We start from the raw sequence: 16,984 nt of genomic DNA, 5'->3' as shown, positions 1-16,984 counted from the left end.
GTCCGTTACGCGGTCGAATGGCCTTTCAGGGCCTGGCCGGAGACGGCTGAGTCCCCTCCGTTCCGCCAGGCGTCGCCTCACCCTCGCTCTGGGCCCGCCCCCTTGCCTGCCGGGCAGCTTCCTCCGCGGCGGCCTTGTCGGCGGCGGCTTTGAGGGCGGCTGCGCGGGCGCGGTCCATCTCGATCCGGGCCCGGCGGCGCTGGCGCTCGACCTGGTCGGCCTCGGTCAGCTCGATGGTCTCCAGCTCGCGCTGGAGCACGAAGGCGGCGAGCCCGTTCGACAGGGCGCCGACATTGAGCACCCGCTCGGGCGCCCCGAGCGAGCCGGTGAAACCGAACTGGACGGACGGGGCGCCGGCGCTCCAGCCCCGCGGCACCGGGCCGCCGGACAGGAGCCCGCGGGCGTCGAGGCGCTGGCTGCGCAGATCGTAGCCGAGGGTTCCCGACCAGCGCGCGGCGCCGAAATCCAGGCCGAGGGGGCCGGCCCGCATCTGGCCGCCGACGATGGTGGCCGGGCTGCTCGCCGGGGCCTTGGCCTGCGCGCCCCCCTTGGCGAGTTCCTCGGCGACCAGCGCCTGGAGCCGTCCCTCCCGCAGGGGATCGTCGATCTCCACCGCCCGGGCCAGGGCACGGCCGAGGGCCGACGGATCGGCCTCCGGGACGCTCAGGTCCTTGAGGGTGAGGCTGCCGCTGCCGGAGAGGTTGTCGGTAAGGCCCGGGGCGGTCTCGGCCGTGGTGGCGAAGCGCAGGGAGGCGGTCAGGCGCCCGCCGATCGGGCCGCCCCCGGCCAGGGCGGCGAGCGCGGCATCGTCGAGGGCGCCCTCCCCGGAGACCGACGCCTCGGATCCCCGGCGGCTGATCGTGGCCGAGCCGGCGATCCGCCCGCCCGCGAGCTTGCCCGTGATGTTGCGCAGGGTCAGGGCGCCGTCGGCAAGACCCAGGGCGAGGCTCGCCTCCGTGGCCGTGAGCCCGCGGCCGAGATCGAGGCTGGCGATCCGGGCATCGAGCGCGACGGGTGCCAGCGCTTGCGGCGCGGGTCCGAAGCGGTCGACCTTGGCCGCGTCCGGCGGCAGCACGAGGGCGGCTGCCAGTTGCGGCACCGACAGGCGGTCGAGGCTGAGACGACCGCGTAGCGCCCCGCCCGGCGCCCGCAGCAGCCGGCCGGTCAAGGCCGCGCCCGCGATCCTACCCGCGGTGTCGGCGGCGATGTCGCCCCCGTCCTTGGCGAGCGACAGGGTCAGGTCGGCTGGCCAGGCGCCCGGGGCGAGGCGCGCGGCGCCGGCCAGGGTCAGGAAGGGGCTGAGGTCGGCGGTGTCGGCCCGGATCTCGCCGGCACGCGGCAGCGCGTCGGCGCCGACCAGGATCGGCCGGCCGGTGGCGAGCTTCAGGCCGGCGATGGTGCCGTTGATGGTCAGCGCGAGGGTGTCGGCATCCGGCCGCTCGGCGCCCAGGTGCAGCTCGGCGGGCTGTTGCAGGCCGGCGATGTCGGTGCGTCCGAACCAGACGCCCGCCCGGGGCGCGGTGAGCGTCGCGGTCCCGCCCTCGATCCGGGTGCCGCGGCTCGCGAGCGTCAGGTCGAGGGTGCCGCCGCCGGCATTGCCCCGGGCCTGGCTGCGCAGGGCATCGGCTGCGCCGCCCTCCCGGTCCAGGGTGACGGCGAGGTCGAGGGGCGCCTCGCGCAGGAAGGCGGGCAGCAGCCGGATCTCGCCGACCCAGACCCGTTCGAGCAGGCCGAGCAGCGGCGCCGCCACCGGGGCCTTCAGCCGCCCGGAGACCCGGCCGGTCCCGTCCGCGCCGATCCGCCCGGACAGTTTCGCGCTCGCCCCCGCGAGATCCGTCACGTCGAGGCTGTCGACCACGAGGCTCGACCCGTCCGACTGGATGCTCGCCGCGATCGTGCCGTTGCCCGAGCCCGCCGGCCCGTAACGCACGTCCTTGGCCTCGAGGGTCAGGGCGAGGTCGTGGTCGCGCAGGCTGCCGAGGGTGGTCCCAACCGGCGGCAGCGCGGCGATGTCGATGCCGCTGGCGCGGATCTGGGCGTCGAACCGCCCGCGCGCTCCCGCCTCCGCGGCGGTGTAGCGGGCGTTGCCGGTGATGCGCGCAGGCCCCAGGCCGAGGCGCAGGTTACGCAGGGACAGGCTGGAGGCCGCCGCGGACAGGTCGGCCGCCGCCTCGATCCGGCGCCCGTCGAGGAGCGCGGTCAGCGGCCCCTCCAGCCCGAGCCGGCGCAGGTAGCGCCCGAGGGGGTCCGAATCGGCGGCGGTCAGCGCCACCGGGCCGGTGAGGCGGAACGGCGCCGCCTCGATCTGCCCGCTGACATTCAGGGCCGCGTCGCCCGGCCCGACCGCCGATAGGCGGCGCAGCAACAGGCCGCCCGCGCGCTCGACGGTGCCGGCGAGCGCGAGGTTCGACCATTCCTCGCCGCCGAGCACCAGGGTGCCCACCGCGAGGTCGAGGTCGAGCATCGCCGGCAGGCCGCGCCCGAGATCCGGGACGCCGCGGGCGATCAGGTTCTGGCCCTCGGGCGAGGCCAGGAAGGCGTCGAGGTCGAGGCGGCCGTCCAGGTTCAGGCCGGCGCGCCATTGGCGCAGGTCGAGCCGGCCGGTGCCGCCGAAGCGGAGCGCGCGGCCGCCCGGATCGATCGCCAGCTCGACACCCTCGAACCGGACCTGGGTGCCGCGGGCCTTGAACGTGCCGCCGAGGGAGTACGGCAGGTAGGCGCCCGCCGCCTGGGTCGGCGGCCCGACCACCAGGCGGGCCGAGCCCTCGGATTCGATCAGCGCCGCCCCGTCGGCCTCGTTCGGCACCAGGCCGAGGCGGGCATCCGCCTCGAAGCGGGGATGCGCGTCGCCGCCGCCCGCGATCTTCACCGCGAGCCGGCCATCCGCCCCCGGCGTGCCGCTCACCGCCCGGAACGGGACGCCGCCGCTCGTGCCCTCCACCCGCCAGGGGCCGACCAGGGCGGGCGCCTGGAGGCGCAGGTCCTGGACGTAGAGCTGGTCGGTCCGGCCGGTGGCCGGCACCTGCGTGGTCACGAGGAATTGCTGGACGTGCAGGTCCTCGATGGCGAGGTCGCGGGCGCGCAGGGCCTCGCCGAGATCGGGGGGGATCCGCAGGGCGTCGCCCCCGGCCACCGGGAGCTTGATCTCGGCGCGGCCGATCCGTGTCTCGGTGAAGCGGAACTCGCCCTTCAGGAGCGGCGCCAGGGCGATCTCGGCCTTGACGAACCGGGCGTCCAGGCTCGGCCGGTTCGGGTCGGTGCCGAGATGCAGCCGGTCGATCCGCAGCCGCGGCGAGGGCAGGAGCCGGACCTCGATCCGGCCGTCGGTTCGGGCCGGCACGCCCAGGGACCGCGTCAGCCCCCGATCGACGAGCGCGCGCTGGGCCTGCCAATCGATGATGGGCGGGACGGCCAGAGCCGCGACGAGAACCAGGATGACGGCGCCCGCCAGCGCGGTCAGAAGATCACGCACGCTACCCGTTCCGCGAACCACCCCGCGCGGTCGCGGCACCGTGATGCCCCGCCGTCGCGTGCCCCCCTGGGCAAGCCGAGATGGGCCATAGCACGATAAGTCCCGGACGGCGCCAGACGCGGCACCGGGACCGAATGGCCTCGACGCCGTTCGCGATTTGGTCCAGGGAAGCGGAATGCAGAATGGCCCGCACGCGCAGCCCGCCGGGGACGGCGCTCCAACCTCCATCGCCGCCCGCGCCATGGGCGCCCTCCGGCGGGACGCCGCCGCCTATCTCGAAGGGCTCAACCCCGAGCAGCGCCGCGCCGTCGAGGCGACGGAAGGCCCGGTGCTGGTGCTCGCCGGCGCCGGCACCGGCAAGACCCGGGTGCTGACCACCCGGATCGCCCACCTGATCGCAACCGGCCGCGCCCGCCCCTACGACATCCTGTCGGTGACCTTCACCAACAAGGCCGCCCGCGAGATGAAGCTGCGGATCGGCGCGCTGATCGGCCCGGCCGGTGAGGGCATGCCCTGGCTCGGCACCTTCCACGCCATCGGCACCAAGATCCTGCGCCGCCATGCCGAGCTGGTCGGGCTGAAATCCGACTTCACGATCCTCGGCACCGACGACCAGCTGCGCCTGATGAAGCAGGTTATCGCCGACCAGAACATCGACGAGAAGCGCTGGCCGGCCCGGGCGCTCGCCCACACCATCGACGGCTGGAAGAACCGCGGCCTCTCGCCCGAGCAGGTGCCGCCGGGCGAGGCCTCGTCCTTCGCGTTCGGCAAGGGCGGCGCGCTCTACACCGCCTACCAGGCCCGGCTCGCGACGCTGAACGCCGTCGATTTCGGCGATCTTTTGCTGCTCTGCCTCAAGCTATGGCGCGAGAACCCGGACATCCTGGCCAATTACCAGGACCGGTTCCGCTACATCCTGGTGGACGAATACCAGGATACGAACGTCGCCCAGTACCTGTGGCTGCGGCTGCTCGCCCAAAGTCGAAAAAACATCGCGTGCGTGGGCGATGACGACCAGTCGATCTACGGCTGGCGCGGCGCCGAGGTCGACAACATCCTGCGCTTCGAGCACGATTTCCCGGGCGCCGTGGTGGTGCGCCTGGAGCGCAACTACCGCTCCACCGGCCATATCCTGGCCGCCGCCTCGGGTCTGATCGCCAAGAACGAGAGCCGGCTCGGCAAGACCCTGCGCACCGAGGACGAGCCGGGCGAGCGCGTCACCGTCACCGGCGCCTGGGATTCCGAGGAGGAGGCGCGCCAGCTCGCCGAGGCGATCGAGTCGCTCCAGGCCAAGCAGCATCCCCTGTCGGAGATTGCCGTGCTGGTGCGGATCTCGGCGCAGATGCGCGAGATCGAGGATCGCTTCGTCCAGCTCGGCCTGCCCTACCGGGTGATCGGCGGCCCGCGCTTCTACGAGCGGGCCGAGATCCGCGACGCGCTGGCCTATCTGCGCGTCACCATGAATGTCAGCGACGACCTCGCCTTCGAGCGGATCGTGAACACGCCCAAGCGCGGCCTGGGCGACGCCACCCTGCAGCAGCTCCACACCTACGGCCGGGCCAACCGCCTGCCGCTGCTGATCGCCGCCCAGCGCCTGTGCGAGACCGACGAGCTGAAGCCCCGGGTCCGCGCGACCCTGCGGGCGCTCACCGAGAGCTTTTCGCGATGGGCTCGGCTCATCGAGACACAGCCGCACAGCGAGGTCGCCCAGACCATCCTGGAGGAATCCGGCTACACCGAGATGTGGCAGAAGGATCGGTCCGCCGACGCTGCCGGCCGCCTGGAGAACCTGAAGGAATTCGTCCGCTCGATGGAAGAGTTCCCCGACATGGCGGCCTTCCTGGAGCACGTTTCCCTGGTGATGGAGGCCTCCGAGGCCGAGGGCGCCGAGCGCGTCTCGCTGATGACGCTCCACGCCGCCAAGGGCCTGGAATTCGACACCGTGTTCCTGCCGGGCTGGGAGGACGGCCTGTTCCCCAACCAGCGGGCGCTGGACGAGAGCGGCCGGGCCGGATTGGAAGAAGAGCGGCGCCTCGCCCATGTGGGGCTGACCCGGGCACGCAAGCGGGCCAAGCTGTCCTTCGCGGTCAACCGGCGGATCCACGGCCTGTGGTCCTCGACCATCCCGTCCCGGTTCATCGACGAATTGCCGGAGACCGCCGTCGACGTGGTCGAGGCGCCCGCGCATTTCTCGGCCGGCGCCTCCCGGTTCGACCGCAACCCGACGCCGTTCGGATCGAGCTACGGCACGCCCGGCTGGCAGCGCGCCCAGGCCAACACCGCCGCGGGCGCCGGCAACCGGTCCGGCTTCGGCAACGGGCCCGGCGGCCGGGCCGGCGGCCCGCGCCAGATCGAGGGCGAGCTGATCGCCAAATCGACCGGCGCGCCCTCCGCGTTCCAGGACGGCCAGCGGGTCTTCCACATGAAGTTCGGCCCCGGAACCGTCGCCGGCGTCGACGGCAACAAGCTCACCGTCGACTTCGACAAAGCCGGCCGGAAGATGGTTCTCGACAGCTTCATCCAGGCTGGATCAAGCTAGTCCCGCCGATCAAGCCCGGACGTTCCAGGGTGGCAGGGTCGGCCGGCTTCGCCCGTGCGGGCTTGCGGAGTCACGCATCGCAGTCCGGATCCTTCTCGGCGACAAGAGACGTCGCATCGCGGCAGACACGCGCTCTCCCTCCCCCGCAGAGCTACGATGTTCACACCTCGGCTAGCGAAAGCCGCGACGCGCCCCCTCTCCCGTGCGGGAGAGGGTTGGGGTGAGGGACCAGGGTCTTCCGGAGAGGTCGCATCCCTCACCCTGTCCCTCTCCCGCACGGGCTACGGGTTACACAGGTTAGAACTTTCATCTCTCCCCGGCGCGGAAAGCTCAGTCTTGTTCTTCAAGCGAAGGCTTGACCGATGCCGCCACGCACCGTCATCCCGGGGCCGCGCAGCGGAGCCCGGGATCCAGAGACGCCAACGTGCCAACCTCTTGCACCGACGGCCTTTCTGGATTCCGGGCTCGCCTGCGGCGCCCCGGAATGACGGCGCGGGTTCTCAGGTATGGAGTATCAATCCTCGGGAGATGAATCTTCCAACCTGTGTAGCCCCAAGCCCGCACGGGAGAGGGGACCTGCGCCTTCTACGGCTCACGAAACAACCACAACCCCGTATCGTCCGTCGCCACTGGGAAGGGGAGAGCGCGGTCCACCGTCCACCGGCCGATCTGTGAGGGAAGCGAGGTCGTGCCGGATGCTGCGCCCGCCCGTATCCCCGGTCATCGGCCTGATGCCATCTTGCCAGGGTCGCGGCTTTTTCCGCACCGCAGCACCAATCGTCACCCCCTGGTCACACCTGCCGCGCAATCGTCGGGTGCGAATCACGTTGGTGCGCCGCTTGCACTGCGTATTCGACCCCGGGCGAAGCGGCGTGACGCTCTCCACAGGCGAATAGCACGGGGCGGAACCTTCGGCATGGCGCCGGAATTAGTTTCGCAATAGAGTAGATCCGGGAGCAGTTAGGTAAACGGCAGTTCATCGACAGATCCAGGTTGGCAAGTCCCGTTGGAGTGTTGATCCATGAAGCGACGCCGCACACGACTTGAACTGGTTGAAGACCGCACGCCCCGTATTCACCGCACCCGCTTCGACGAAGAGCGCAACCTCAGCCCCATCCAACCCCTCACCGACCGCCAGGCCGAATATCTCGACGCCCTGGCCAGCTCCGCCCAGGTGATCGTCCTTGGCCCCGCCGGCACCGGCAAGACCTACATCGCCGGGACCCGCGCCGCCGACCAGCTCCGCCAGCGCCGCATCTCCAAGGTCGTGATCACCCGCCCGAACGTGCCCTCGGGCCGCTCGCTGGGCTTCTTCCCCGGCACCCTGGAAGAGAAGATCGCCCCCTGGGTCGCCCCGCTCACCGAGGCCATGAAGGAGCGGATGGGCCAGGCCGCCTTCGAGATCGCGCTCAAGACCGGCGATATCGAGATCGTGCCGTTCGAGGTGATGCGCGGCCGCACCTTCAAGAACTGCCTGGTGATCCTCGACGAGGCGCAGAACACCACCACGGCCGAGATCAAGATGTTCCTGACCCGGATCGGCGACGATTGCCAGGTCATCATCAACGGCGACGTCTCCCAGACCGACCTGCGCGAGACCTCGGGCCTGCGCACGGTGATGCACCTGATCAAGAGCCGGATGATGCCGATCCCGGTGGTCGAGTTCACCCGCGACGACATCGTCCGCTCCGGCATCTGCGCCGAATGGGTGAAGGCGTTCGAGGAAACGAATCTCTAATCCAGAAGTTGTTGGCGGCGGACCCTCACGGGTCCGCCGTGCCTTCACCGGCACGAGACGACTCTCCGAACCTCCCGTTTGGGAGGATGAACCGGGCTTCACGCCCGGCTACCAGAGAATTGGAGTCTCCTCGTGAGGAAACTGACCTTCGCCTTTGCCGTGCTGGCCTCGATCGGCGGCGCCGCCCTCGTCCAGCCCGCCAGCGCCGCCCCCGGCCTGCCCTCGGGGATCTCTGCACCCGACTCCGTCACGCAGGTCCGCATGCACCCGATGGAGCGGCGCATGATGCATCGGCGCATGCACCGCCGGATGATGCATCGGCGCATGCATCACCGCGGCATGCACCGGATGTGATGTTCAAGATGCGGGGCCTTCGGGCCCCGTTTCCTTGTGCGGATCGCTTTGGGCGTTGCTCCGCACCCCGCAGATTCCTATCTCGTCACCCTGAATCGCGCAGTCAGGCGGCCGAAGCGGCAGCCGGCCGATCCGGGAGACCACGATGCCCCCCTCGAACCGACTGTTCGACGATCTCGCCCGCCTGATGACCGACGCGGCCGGCGCCGCCCAGGGCGTGCGCCGCGAGGCCGAGACCGTGGTCAAGGCGCAGGTCGAGCGCCTCGTCCGCGATCTCGACATCGCCTCCCGCGAGGAGCTCGACGTGCTGCGCGATCTGGTCACCAATCTCCGGACCCAGAACGAGGCGCTCACCGCCCGGGTGGCCGCCCTTGAGGCGAAATCCGGCACCGCCGGGGCCGGCGCCGCGGGGCTCAGCGAAGCGATCTGAGTCCGCGCGGCAACGCATCAGGCTTTTGCACAGGAAGCACGACGGATGATTTCGTTTCCTGTTCACCGAGCGTGACCTGCACTTTGTGTCGCGAGTCACGGCCGGTCTATAGTCGGGCATAGGGTGATTCGACCGCTGCGGGGCGATGTCCGCGGAGCTTCGACAGTCGATCGCGTCACCCCCGGCCCGTCTCTGACGGTCGTATCAAGTTCTCGGAGTGTTCTCACACTCTCTCGCGCGTCCCCGTCACGTCGGGCTGGATCGATTCCGGACCGTCCTTTTGGATCGTCATGCCGCTTCTCCACGTCGACTTCCACGACCCTGACCGGAACGAGCATCCGCTCGACGTCGTCGAGCGTCTGGCGTCCCTGCGCGACTGGATCTTCGACCGGGCCGAGACCGACGAGATGTCGATCACAAGCCCCGGCCGCTGGACCGACTACCATGTCGCCTTCACCTGGATCGAGGACGTGGAGGCCCTGCACGTGGCCTGCGCCTTCGACCTCAAGGTGCCGGAGCGGCAGCGGACCGAGGTGCTTCGGCTGATCGCGATGATCAACGAGCAGCTCTGGATCGGCCATTTCGACCTGTGGTCGAGCGACAGCGTGGTGATGTTCCGGCACGCCCTGCTGCTGGCCGGCGGCGCGGTGCCGACCCATCCGCAATGCGCCACCATGATGAAGACCGCCGTGGATGCCTGCGAGCGCTACTTCCAGGCGTTCCAGTTCGTGCTCTGGGCCGGCAAGAGCGCCCGGGAGGCGCTGGACGCCGTGCTGTTCGAGACCGAAGGCGAGGCGTGACGGCGGCCCCGAACGCGGCACGGATGCCGGCCTCCCTGGTTCTCGCCGGGGCCGGCAAGATGGGCGGCGCGATGCTGGCGGGCTGGCTCGATGCCGGCCTCGACCCCCTTTCCACCACGATCGTCGACCCGGTGCCCGCCCGCGCGATCGTGGACCTGTGCGCGCAAAGCGGCATCCGACTCAATCCGACGGATCCCGACCCCGGGGCGGTGTTGGTCCTGGCGATCAAGCCGCAGGGTCTGGAAACGGCAGCCCCAGGACTCGATCGGCTCGTCGGCCCCGACACGCTGCTGGTGTCGATCCTGGCGGGCAAGACCATCGCCGACCTGCGCACCCGGCTGCCCCGGGCCCGCGCTGTGGTCCGGGCCATGCCGAACCTGCCGGCGAGCATCGGCCGGGGTGCCACCGGCGCCTGCGCGAGCCCCGAGGTGACGCCGGCCCAGCGCGACGCGGCCGATGCCCTGTTCTCCGCCAACGGCACGGTGGCCTGGCTCGCCGACGAGGGGCAGATCGACGCCGTGACCGCGGTCTCGGGCTCCGGGCCGGCTTACGTCTTCCTTCTGGTCGAGGCCCTGTCCGAGGCCGGGATCGCCGCTGGGCTCGAGCCGGCGGTGGCGCGGACTCTGGCACGGGCCACGGTCGCGGGCGCCGGAGCACTCCTCGACGCCAGCCCGGAAGAAGCCGCCGACCTGCGCCGCAACGTCACCTCCCCGGGCGGGACCACGGCGGCGGCCCTCGACGTGCTGATGCGCCCGGACGGATTGACGCCTCTGATGCGTGAGGCCGTGACGGCGGCCAAACGCCGGGCGGCCGAACTCGCCGGCTGACATCCGTGCGGCATCGCCGCGCGACGGGTCTGCCCATCGCCGCCCACATCCCTACATGAGGCTCGGACGACCGACAGGAGCGGGCGACAGACCCATGACCGACAGCAGAGCCCCGTCGAAGCGCACCCGCAAGGCTGCGGGTGCCGTGCAGGACGACGCGACCCAGGCCGGGCCGGCCCGGGAGACGCCGACCCCGGAGTCGCCGGCCCAGGCCGAGAGCCCGCCGAAGCTGCCGCCCCGGGAGGCCGCGGTCGAAGCGCTGATGCGGCTCGCCGCCGAGCAGCCCTGGAACGACATCGAGATCGGCGACATCGCCCGCGAGGCCGGCCTGTCGCTTGCCGAGTTGCGCGACCTGTTCCCCTCAAAGGGCGCGGTGCTCGGCGGCCTCACCCGGATCATCGACCGCAAGGTGCTGGAGGGCGACAGCGCCGGCCTCGAAGAGGAGCCGACCCGCGAGCGCCTGTTCGACGTGCTGATGCGCCGGCTCGACGCGATGACGCCCTACAAGCCGGCGCTCCGCCGGATCGCCTACGCGCTGCGCGGCGAGCCGCTGTCGATGCTGGCCCTGAACGGCGTGATGCTGAATTCCCACCGTTACATGCTGGCGGCGGCCGGGATCGACACCGAGGGGCCGCTGGGCCAGCTCAAGCTTCAGGGCGTGGTGATCGCCTTCGCCCGCGTCACCCAGGTCTGGCTGGACGACGACGATCCGGCCCTCGCCCGGACGATGGCCAAGCTCGACAAGGAGATCCGCAAGGGCGAGCGCCTGATGGAGCGCGCCGAGGATGCCCGGCGGCTGACCGCGCCGCTGCGCGCCCTGGGACGCTCGCTCCTCGACCGCCGCCCCCGCAGACGCCGCGAGCCCGACGGCGACGAGACGGATCCCGCAGCAGCGATTTAACGCTTAGGACACGACGCGTCTCCGCGGCCCCCACGCCTATCCCATCTCTCCCCTCATCCTGAGGTGCACGCGTTAGCGGGCCTCGAAGGAGCCCTCCAGAGATCGCGCGTTTCCTGGAGAGCTCCTTCGAGGCGTCCGCTGCGCGGACGCACCTCAGGATGAGGTGGAGGGAGGGATAGACCCAGCAGGATGGGCGCGCCGTCCCCCACCTCCGACACTGGCGCGTCAGGCCGCCTGAATATCCCGCAGGAAGCCATCGACCTCCTGGCGGACTTTCTGGGATTGCGTCGCCAGCTGGGAAGCCGCGTTCAGCACCTGCGTGGCGGCGCTGCCGGTCTCGCTGGACGAGGCGAGCACCTGGGCGACGTTGGCCGACACGTCCCGGGTACCCCGGGCCGCCTCGCCAGCGTTGCGCGAGATCTCGCTGGTGGCCGCCGTCTGCTGAACCACCGTCGAGGCGATCGAGCCGCTGATCTCGTTCACCGCCGCGATCGTGCGGGCGATCTGCTCGATCGCGTCCGCCGCCTGACCGGTGGCCGCCTGGATCGCCGCGATCTGGCCGCCGATCTCTTCCGTCGCCTGGGCGGTCTGGCCAGCCAGCTCCTTCACTTCGGACGCGACGACGGCGAAGCCGCGCCCGGCCTCGCCGGCCCGGGCCGCCTCGATGGTCGCGTTGAGCGCCAGGAGATTGGTTTGCCCGGCGATGCCTGAGATCGTCGTCACCGCCGCGCCGATCTGCTCGGCCGCGAGCCGCAGGCTAGCCATGGCGGCGTTGCTCGCCTCGGCCTCGTGGGCGGCGTGGCCGGCGACCTCGTTCGAGCGGATCACCTGCCGCTCGATCTCCTGCAACGAGGCGACCATCTCCTCGGCCGCCGCCGCCACGGTCTGGACGTTGGTCGAGGCCTGTTCCGCGGCCGCACTGGATGCGACGGCCTGATTGTTTGTGTCGTCGGCGACATGGGTCATCGAGCGCGCCGTCGCATCGAGTTCGGTGGCGGCTCCGGTGACGACGTCGAGGGAGGCGGCGACGTTCCGCTCGAAGGCCTTGACCAGCTGGTCGACCCGCTCGGCCCGGCTCAAGCGGGCTGCCTGCGCGGCGGCCTGGGCGGCCTCCAGATCCGCCCGGGCGATGGCGTTCTGGCGAAAGACGTCCACCGCCTCGGCCATCTGATGCATCTCGTCGCGGACCTCCGGCAACGGCACCGCGATCGTGGTGTCGCCCTCGGCCAAGCGCTTCATCGCGTTCGTCGTGCCGATGATCGGCCGGATGATGCTGCGAGCGGTCAGGAAGGCCAGCAGACCGCCGAGGATGACGGCCAAGCCGATCATCGCGATCTGCACACGCTCGACGCTCGCCACCGTGGACGCGGTCGCGTCCGACAGTTGGGCGACGATGGCCAGGACCTTCTCGCGCACCGTCGCGGTGGTGCGCTCGATCTTGTCGGAGAGCGGCTTGATCCCCGTCTCCAGCACCGCCTTCGACGCGCCGAACGCTGTGTCATACGCTCCGATATCGCGGGCATAGGCTTCCAGCGCCTCGCCGACGACCTTGGCCTGCTCTGCGAAGATCGCTCCGCTTTCGCCCTTCCGGAACGCCTCCAGGACGGTGCGGGCCCGGTCGATGCTGGGCGGGAACGCGGCACGATCCTCTGCCCCCATCCGGATCGTGAGGCGTGCGGCGGCGAGCCGGGCATGCAGCATGGCGTTCTCGATGGCCTGGGCGCGGACGAGGAGGCCGTCGTCGGCGCGGGCTCGCACGCCGCCGATCAGGGCCTCCGTCGCGCGGGTGAGCCCGTCGCCGGCCTTGAACATGTCGATCTTGGCTCGGCCCAGGTCGCCGCCCGCCGCCGTGAGACGCTCCAGCTCCGGCTTCAGAGCCCGGGCGTCGTCCCGCATCTCCCGGTAGAGCTTGCGCCGATCTTCACTCAGTGCGCGCGCGACATACGAGTCGCTCATCTCCTCGATCGCAGCCCGCGTCTGCTCCATCTCGGTGATCTGCTTGGGATCCGGGTCGAGACGGTAGTATTCGGCCGCCGCCGTCAGGCGAGCCGCCAGGTTGCTGATCGTGAGGATCGCCCGCGCGCTCGCTTCGAAACGAGAGCGCAGCGCGTATTGCTCGTTGAGAACGCTCTGCTGGTAGAGCGAGAACACGCCGATGCCGGCGGCAATCAGCACGAGCAGGGCGAAGCCGGCATAGAGCCGGTAGCGGATTCCCAGTTTCACGAACATCTGACTCATACAAGGCCGTGCCATCGACAGGCACGTCGCCCTTAGAAATCCGCTCGATGACGCCAATATGTCAAAAAGCGATCAGTTTTTCGAAGTAGATTTTTCGAAAACAAGCTTCCGATCAAGACATCGAGCGACGATTACGCGATGATGGACTGGTTCGAGGGCCGCAAATGAATACCGGCTCCGGGCAGGAGCCGCAATCGCGGCGATGAGATCTCAATCCCCCTGCCTGCGGCGCGGCGGCATGATTCCGGCCGATTCGGTCGAGGCGGCTGCGGCTCAACCGATGTCCCGGCCTTTCCCCTCAGCCTCAGCTGCTGCGCAATTGCCTTAGATGAGGTCGAGAATGGGAAGGACTCGTCTCACAGGCTCTCAAGCCGTTGTCTCGAGCTCGGCCCAAAAAGGCTCTCAGGCCACGCGATTCGCCAGCGCTTCGCGCATCAGGGTCGCGACCATGCCGTTCTGGAACTGCTCGCGCTGGATGAACAGCGCGTCCGGGACCAGCACCGAGGCCTCCTGCTCCGGCGGGTCGAACGGATCGCTGGAGAGGACGATGCGCAGGCCCGGGCGCAGGGCCCGCGCCTCGACCGCGAGTTGCGCGCAGCACAGGCCGCCGCCCTGCAGCGCGGCATCCACCACCATCACGTCCACGGGGAGCCCGAGCGCCAGAACCGTCATGGCATCGACGCCCCGGTCGCAGGCGGTGACCTGGTAGCCCAGCATTCGGATCTCGGCGGAGATCTCGTCGCGCCAGCGCTTGTGGCGGCCGACGACGAGCACCTGAATCCGGTAGCAGACGCCCTGGGGCAGCCTGCTCGAGGCCGTCTCGACGTCGGTTGTGGGCATCGTCCGCACTCGACCTCGCTCTGGCATTGCGATGCAGCATGCTATGCCGGGAACCAAGGCTCGCGCAAGCCTGAGACCGCGAAGACGCCGCATTCGGCGCCGTTTCTGCTCAAAACGCATGCAGCCTTCTGCTTGGGCAGGGCGGAGGCGTATGGTTGACGGCGCCGGGGTCGCGCGGGCAACACCGGGCCGCCGCGGGAGGCCCCGCGCGCTGCCGGAGCTTTCAGCCGATGTCGTCCGCGAAATCCCCGCCCGTCTCCCCGCTGGCGCCGCGCGCGGTGCCGGAGCTGCCGCCGCTGCCGGGGGTGCGAATCGCCACCGCCCAGGCCGGCATCCGCTACAGCGGCCGGACCGACGTGCTCTATGTCGACCTCGCCGCCGGCACCCGCGCGGCCGGGGTGTTCACCCGCTCGAAATGCCCCTCGGCGCCGGTGGATTGGTGCCGCGAGGCCCTGGCGCACGGCACGGCCCGAGCCGTGGTGGTCAATTCCGGCAACGCCAACGCCTTCACGGGCCGGCTCGGCCGCGACGCCGTCGCCAAGACCGTGCAGATCGCCGCGCAGGCGGCCGGCTGCCACGACCGGGAGGTCTACGTTGCCTCCACCGGGGTGATCGGCGAGCCGCTGCCGGCCGAGCGATTCGAGGGCGTGCTGGCCGATTGCGCGGCCCGGGCCACGGACGGACCGGCCGCCTGGGCCGAGGCCGCCCGGGCGATCATGACCACCGACACCTTCCCCAAGCTCGCGACCCGCACGGCCGAGATCGACGGCGTGCGCGTCACCATCAACGGCATCGCCAAGGGCGCCGGCATGATCGCCCCCGACATGGCGACGATGCTGGCCTTCGTGTTCACCGACGCCGCCCTGCCCCAGGCCGCGCTCCAGGCGCTGCTCTCGGCGGGCACCAAGACCAGCTTCAACTGCGTGACGGTGGACGGCGACACCTCGACCTCCGACACCCTGCTGCTGTTTGCCACCGCCAAGGCCGGCAATGCCGAGATCGCCGACGCCGCCGACCCGCGTCTCACCGGTTTCAAGGCGGCGCTCGACAGCCTGCTGATCGAGCTGGCCGAGCTCGTCGCCAAGGATGGCGAGGGCGCGCGCAAGTTCGTCACCGTGCGGGTCACGGGGGCCGAGAGCGACGCCTCCGCGCACCGGATCGCCATGTCGATCGCCAACTCGCCGCTGGTGAAGACCGCGGTGGCCGGCGAGGACGCCAATTGGGGCCGGGTGGTGATGGCGGTCGGCAAGGCCGGCGAGCCCGCCGACCGGGACCGCCTGGCGATCTGGTTCGGCGACGTGCGCGTGGCCGTCCAGGGCGCCCGCGACCCGGATTACAGCGAGGACGCCGCCAGCGCGGTGATGCGCGAGCCGGAGATCGAGATCCGGGTCGATCTCGGATTGGGCGAGGGGAAAGCCCGCGTCTGGACCTGCGACCTGACCAAGGCCTACATCGAGATCAACGGGGATTACCGCTCGTGAGGGCGGGTCTCGCGGGGATTCTCCTGCTGGCGCTGCTGCCCATCGGGGCACGGGCCGACGATGCGGAGTGCAAGCGGCGCATCAGCGTGGTCGGGCGGGCCGCGGAGACGCGGGCGCCGGACTTCGCCGAAATCACCGTCGGGATCGAGGCCCGGGGCACGACCCCGGCCGCGGCCCTCGACGCCGCCTCGAAGGCGGTGGCCGGGGTCTCGGCGCAGGCGCGCGCCTTGGGCGTGCCGCCCGCCGATATCGGCACCGCCGCGGTGACGCTCCAGGCCGGCTCGCGCAGCGTGACCCGGCCGGGGGGCTTGGTCACCGAGGAGCCCGACGGCTACCGGGCCGGCAACCTCGTGACCGTCCGCCTCACCGACATGGACCGCCTCGGCGACCTGCTGCGCCAGGCCCTCGATTCGGGCGCGAACCGGATCGACGGGGTGAGTTTTGGCCTGCGCGATCCGGACAAGGCCGAGGCCGCGCTCCAGGTCGCGGCGGCCCGCGATGCCCGGACCCGGGCCGAGGCCCTGGCTGAGGCTTTGGGCGCCAAGCTCGGGCCGCTCTGCACGCTGGGAAACCCGGGCGCCGCGGTCCCGCCGCCGCCGGTCTTCGGCCGCGCCCTCGCGGCCCCGATGGCGGCCAAGGGCCGGCGCGTCCCGATCGAGGCCGGCACGATCCAGCTCTCCTCCGAGGTCTCGGCCACCTTCGCGGTGGCGCCGTGAGCGGGCCCGAGACGCCCGCCCTGCGCCTGTTGCTGGTGGTCGCCGTGGCGCTGGTCGACGTCGACGGCCGGGTCTTGGTGAGCGAGCGCCCTGCGGGCAAGCAGCTCGCCGGCCTGTGGGAGTTTCCCGGCGGCAAGGTCGAGGCGGGCGAGCGCCCGGAGGAGACCTTGATCCGGGAGCTCTCCGAAGAGCTCGGCATCCGGGTCGAGGATCCGTGCCTGGCGCCCCTGACCTTCGCCAGCCACGCCTATCCGGACTTCCACCTGCTGATGCCGCTCTACGTCTGCCGCCGCTGGTCGGGCACGCCCCGCTCGATGGAGGGCCAGGCGCTGAAATGGGTCCGCCCCAAAGCCCTGCGCGACCTCGCCATGCCTCCGGCCGACGCGCCGCTGATCCCGTTTCTGGTCGAGCTGTTGGGAAACTGAGGCGGGCTTGAAGCGGAGGGTTATCGCCGTCCTTGCACGCCGCAAATCGGTGACGGCACAGGATATCCGGTGCGTACAGGGCGCGCGCCTCCTCACCCCTGCGGGCTACTGGCTTCACAGATCTGCGGAGACCCGGCGCCGGGACGGGGCACGTGTCCCCTCTCCCGCACGGGAGAGGGGGCAAGTCGCGCCGCTTCGCCGGCGGCGGTGCTCAACGGAGATA

The 16,984-nt window shown here is 71.0% G+C and carries 13 protein-coding genes; 10 read left to right on the top strand and 3 right to left on the bottom strand.

The window, feature by feature from the left end; genetic code table 11:
- Positions 1–25 precede the first annotated feature (25 nt).
- On the bottom strand, positions 26–3,472 hold the full coding sequence (locus MKK67_RS04940) for an AsmA-like C-terminal region-containing protein (RefSeq protein WP_243962544.1): 3,447 nt from the start codon (positions 3,470–3,472) through the stop codon (positions 26–28).
- A 175-nt stretch (positions 3,473–3,647) separates the two neighbouring features.
- Between MKK67_RS04940 and MKK67_RS04935 the strand changes: the two genes are divergently transcribed.
- From MKK67_RS04935 to MKK67_RS04905, 7 genes are all read left to right on the top strand, one after another.
- Positions 3,648–6,011: an ATP-dependent helicase gene (locus MKK67_RS04935; protein WP_243962543.1), complete on the top strand. Its 2,364-nt coding sequence runs from the start codon at positions 3,648–3,650 to the stop codon at positions 6,009–6,011.
- A 1,021-nt stretch (positions 6,012–7,032) separates the two neighbouring features.
- The gene (locus tag MKK67_RS04930; protein ID WP_243951244.1) at positions 7,033–7,749 is read left to right on the top strand and encodes a PhoH family protein; all 717 of its coding nucleotides are present in this window, start codon (positions 7,033–7,035) and stop codon (positions 7,747–7,749) included.
- A 132-nt stretch (positions 7,750–7,881) separates the two neighbouring features.
- Positions 7,882–8,103, top strand: coding sequence for a hypothetical protein (locus MKK67_RS04925; protein WP_243951246.1), 222 nt, complete (start codon positions 7,882–7,884; stop codon positions 8,101–8,103).
- A 145-nt stretch (positions 8,104–8,248) separates the two neighbouring features.
- On the top strand, positions 8,249–8,533 hold the full coding sequence (locus tag MKK67_RS04920; RefSeq protein WP_243951248.1) for an accessory factor UbiK family protein: 285 nt from the start codon (positions 8,249–8,251) through the stop codon (positions 8,531–8,533).
- Positions 8,534–8,823: 290 nt separating this feature from the next.
- On the top strand, positions 8,824–9,333 hold the full coding sequence (locus MKK67_RS04915) for a YbjN domain-containing protein (RefSeq protein WP_007569163.1): 510 nt from the start codon (positions 8,824–8,826) through the stop codon (positions 9,331–9,333).
- Entirely contained in the window at positions 9,330–10,160 is an 831-nt protein-coding gene (gene proC, locus MKK67_RS04910; RefSeq protein ID WP_409568366.1) for a pyrroline-5-carboxylate reductase, read from the top strand. Before MKK67_RS04915 ends, proC begins: the two co-directional genes overlap by 4 nt.
- 94 nt (positions 10,161–10,254) lie before the next feature.
- Positions 10,255–11,061, top strand: a complete 807-nt coding sequence (locus MKK67_RS04905) for a TetR/AcrR family transcriptional regulator (protein ID WP_243962542.1) — start codon at positions 10,255–10,257, stop codon at positions 11,059–11,061.
- Positions 11,062–11,286: 225 nt separating this feature from the next.
- On the opposite strand, the gene MKK67_RS04900 is transcribed toward MKK67_RS04905, so the two are convergent.
- Both MKK67_RS04900 and MKK67_RS04895 read right to left on the bottom strand, forming a co-directional pair.
- Positions 11,287–13,290 carry a methyl-accepting chemotaxis protein gene (locus tag MKK67_RS04900; RefSeq protein ID WP_243962541.1) on the bottom strand — a complete coding sequence of 668 codons (2,004 nt, stop codon included), beginning with the start codon at positions 13,288–13,290 and terminating at the stop codon, positions 11,287–11,289.
- 411 nt (positions 13,291–13,701) lie between these two features.
- A complete protein-coding gene (locus MKK67_RS04895; RefSeq protein WP_243962540.1) occupies positions 13,702–14,139 on the bottom strand; it encodes a histidine kinase in 438 nt (145 codons plus the stop codon).
- A gap of 230 nt (positions 14,140–14,369) precedes the next feature.
- On the opposite strand from MKK67_RS04895, the gene argJ reads away from it, so the two are divergent.
- The 3 genes from argJ to MKK67_RS04880 are packed head-to-tail and all read left to right on the top strand — an operon-like array spanning position 14,370 to position 16,761.
- The gene (gene argJ, locus MKK67_RS04890) at positions 14,370–15,620 is read left to right on the top strand and encodes a bifunctional glutamate N-acetyltransferase/amino-acid acetyltransferase ArgJ (RefSeq protein WP_243962539.1); all 1,251 of its coding nucleotides are present in this window, start codon (positions 14,370–14,372) and stop codon (positions 15,618–15,620) included.
- On the top strand, positions 15,617–16,336 hold the full coding sequence (locus MKK67_RS04885) for an SIMPL domain-containing protein (protein WP_243962538.1): 720 nt from the start codon (positions 15,617–15,619) through the stop codon (positions 16,334–16,336). The genes argJ and MKK67_RS04885 overlap by 4 nt, the downstream gene beginning before the upstream one ends.
- Entirely contained in the window at positions 16,333–16,761 is a 429-nt protein-coding gene (locus MKK67_RS04880) for a (deoxy)nucleoside triphosphate pyrophosphohydrolase (protein ID WP_243962537.1), read from the top strand. The genes MKK67_RS04885 and MKK67_RS04880 overlap by 4 nt, the downstream gene beginning before the upstream one ends.
- Positions 16,762–16,984 lie beyond the last annotated feature (223 nt).

The organism is Methylobacterium sp. J-072, from assembly GCF_022829425.1.
Taxonomy (GTDB): domain Bacteria; phylum Pseudomonadota; class Alphaproteobacteria; order Rhizobiales; family Beijerinckiaceae; genus Methylobacterium.
This window is presented reverse-complemented; position numbering and strand designations above follow the sequence as displayed.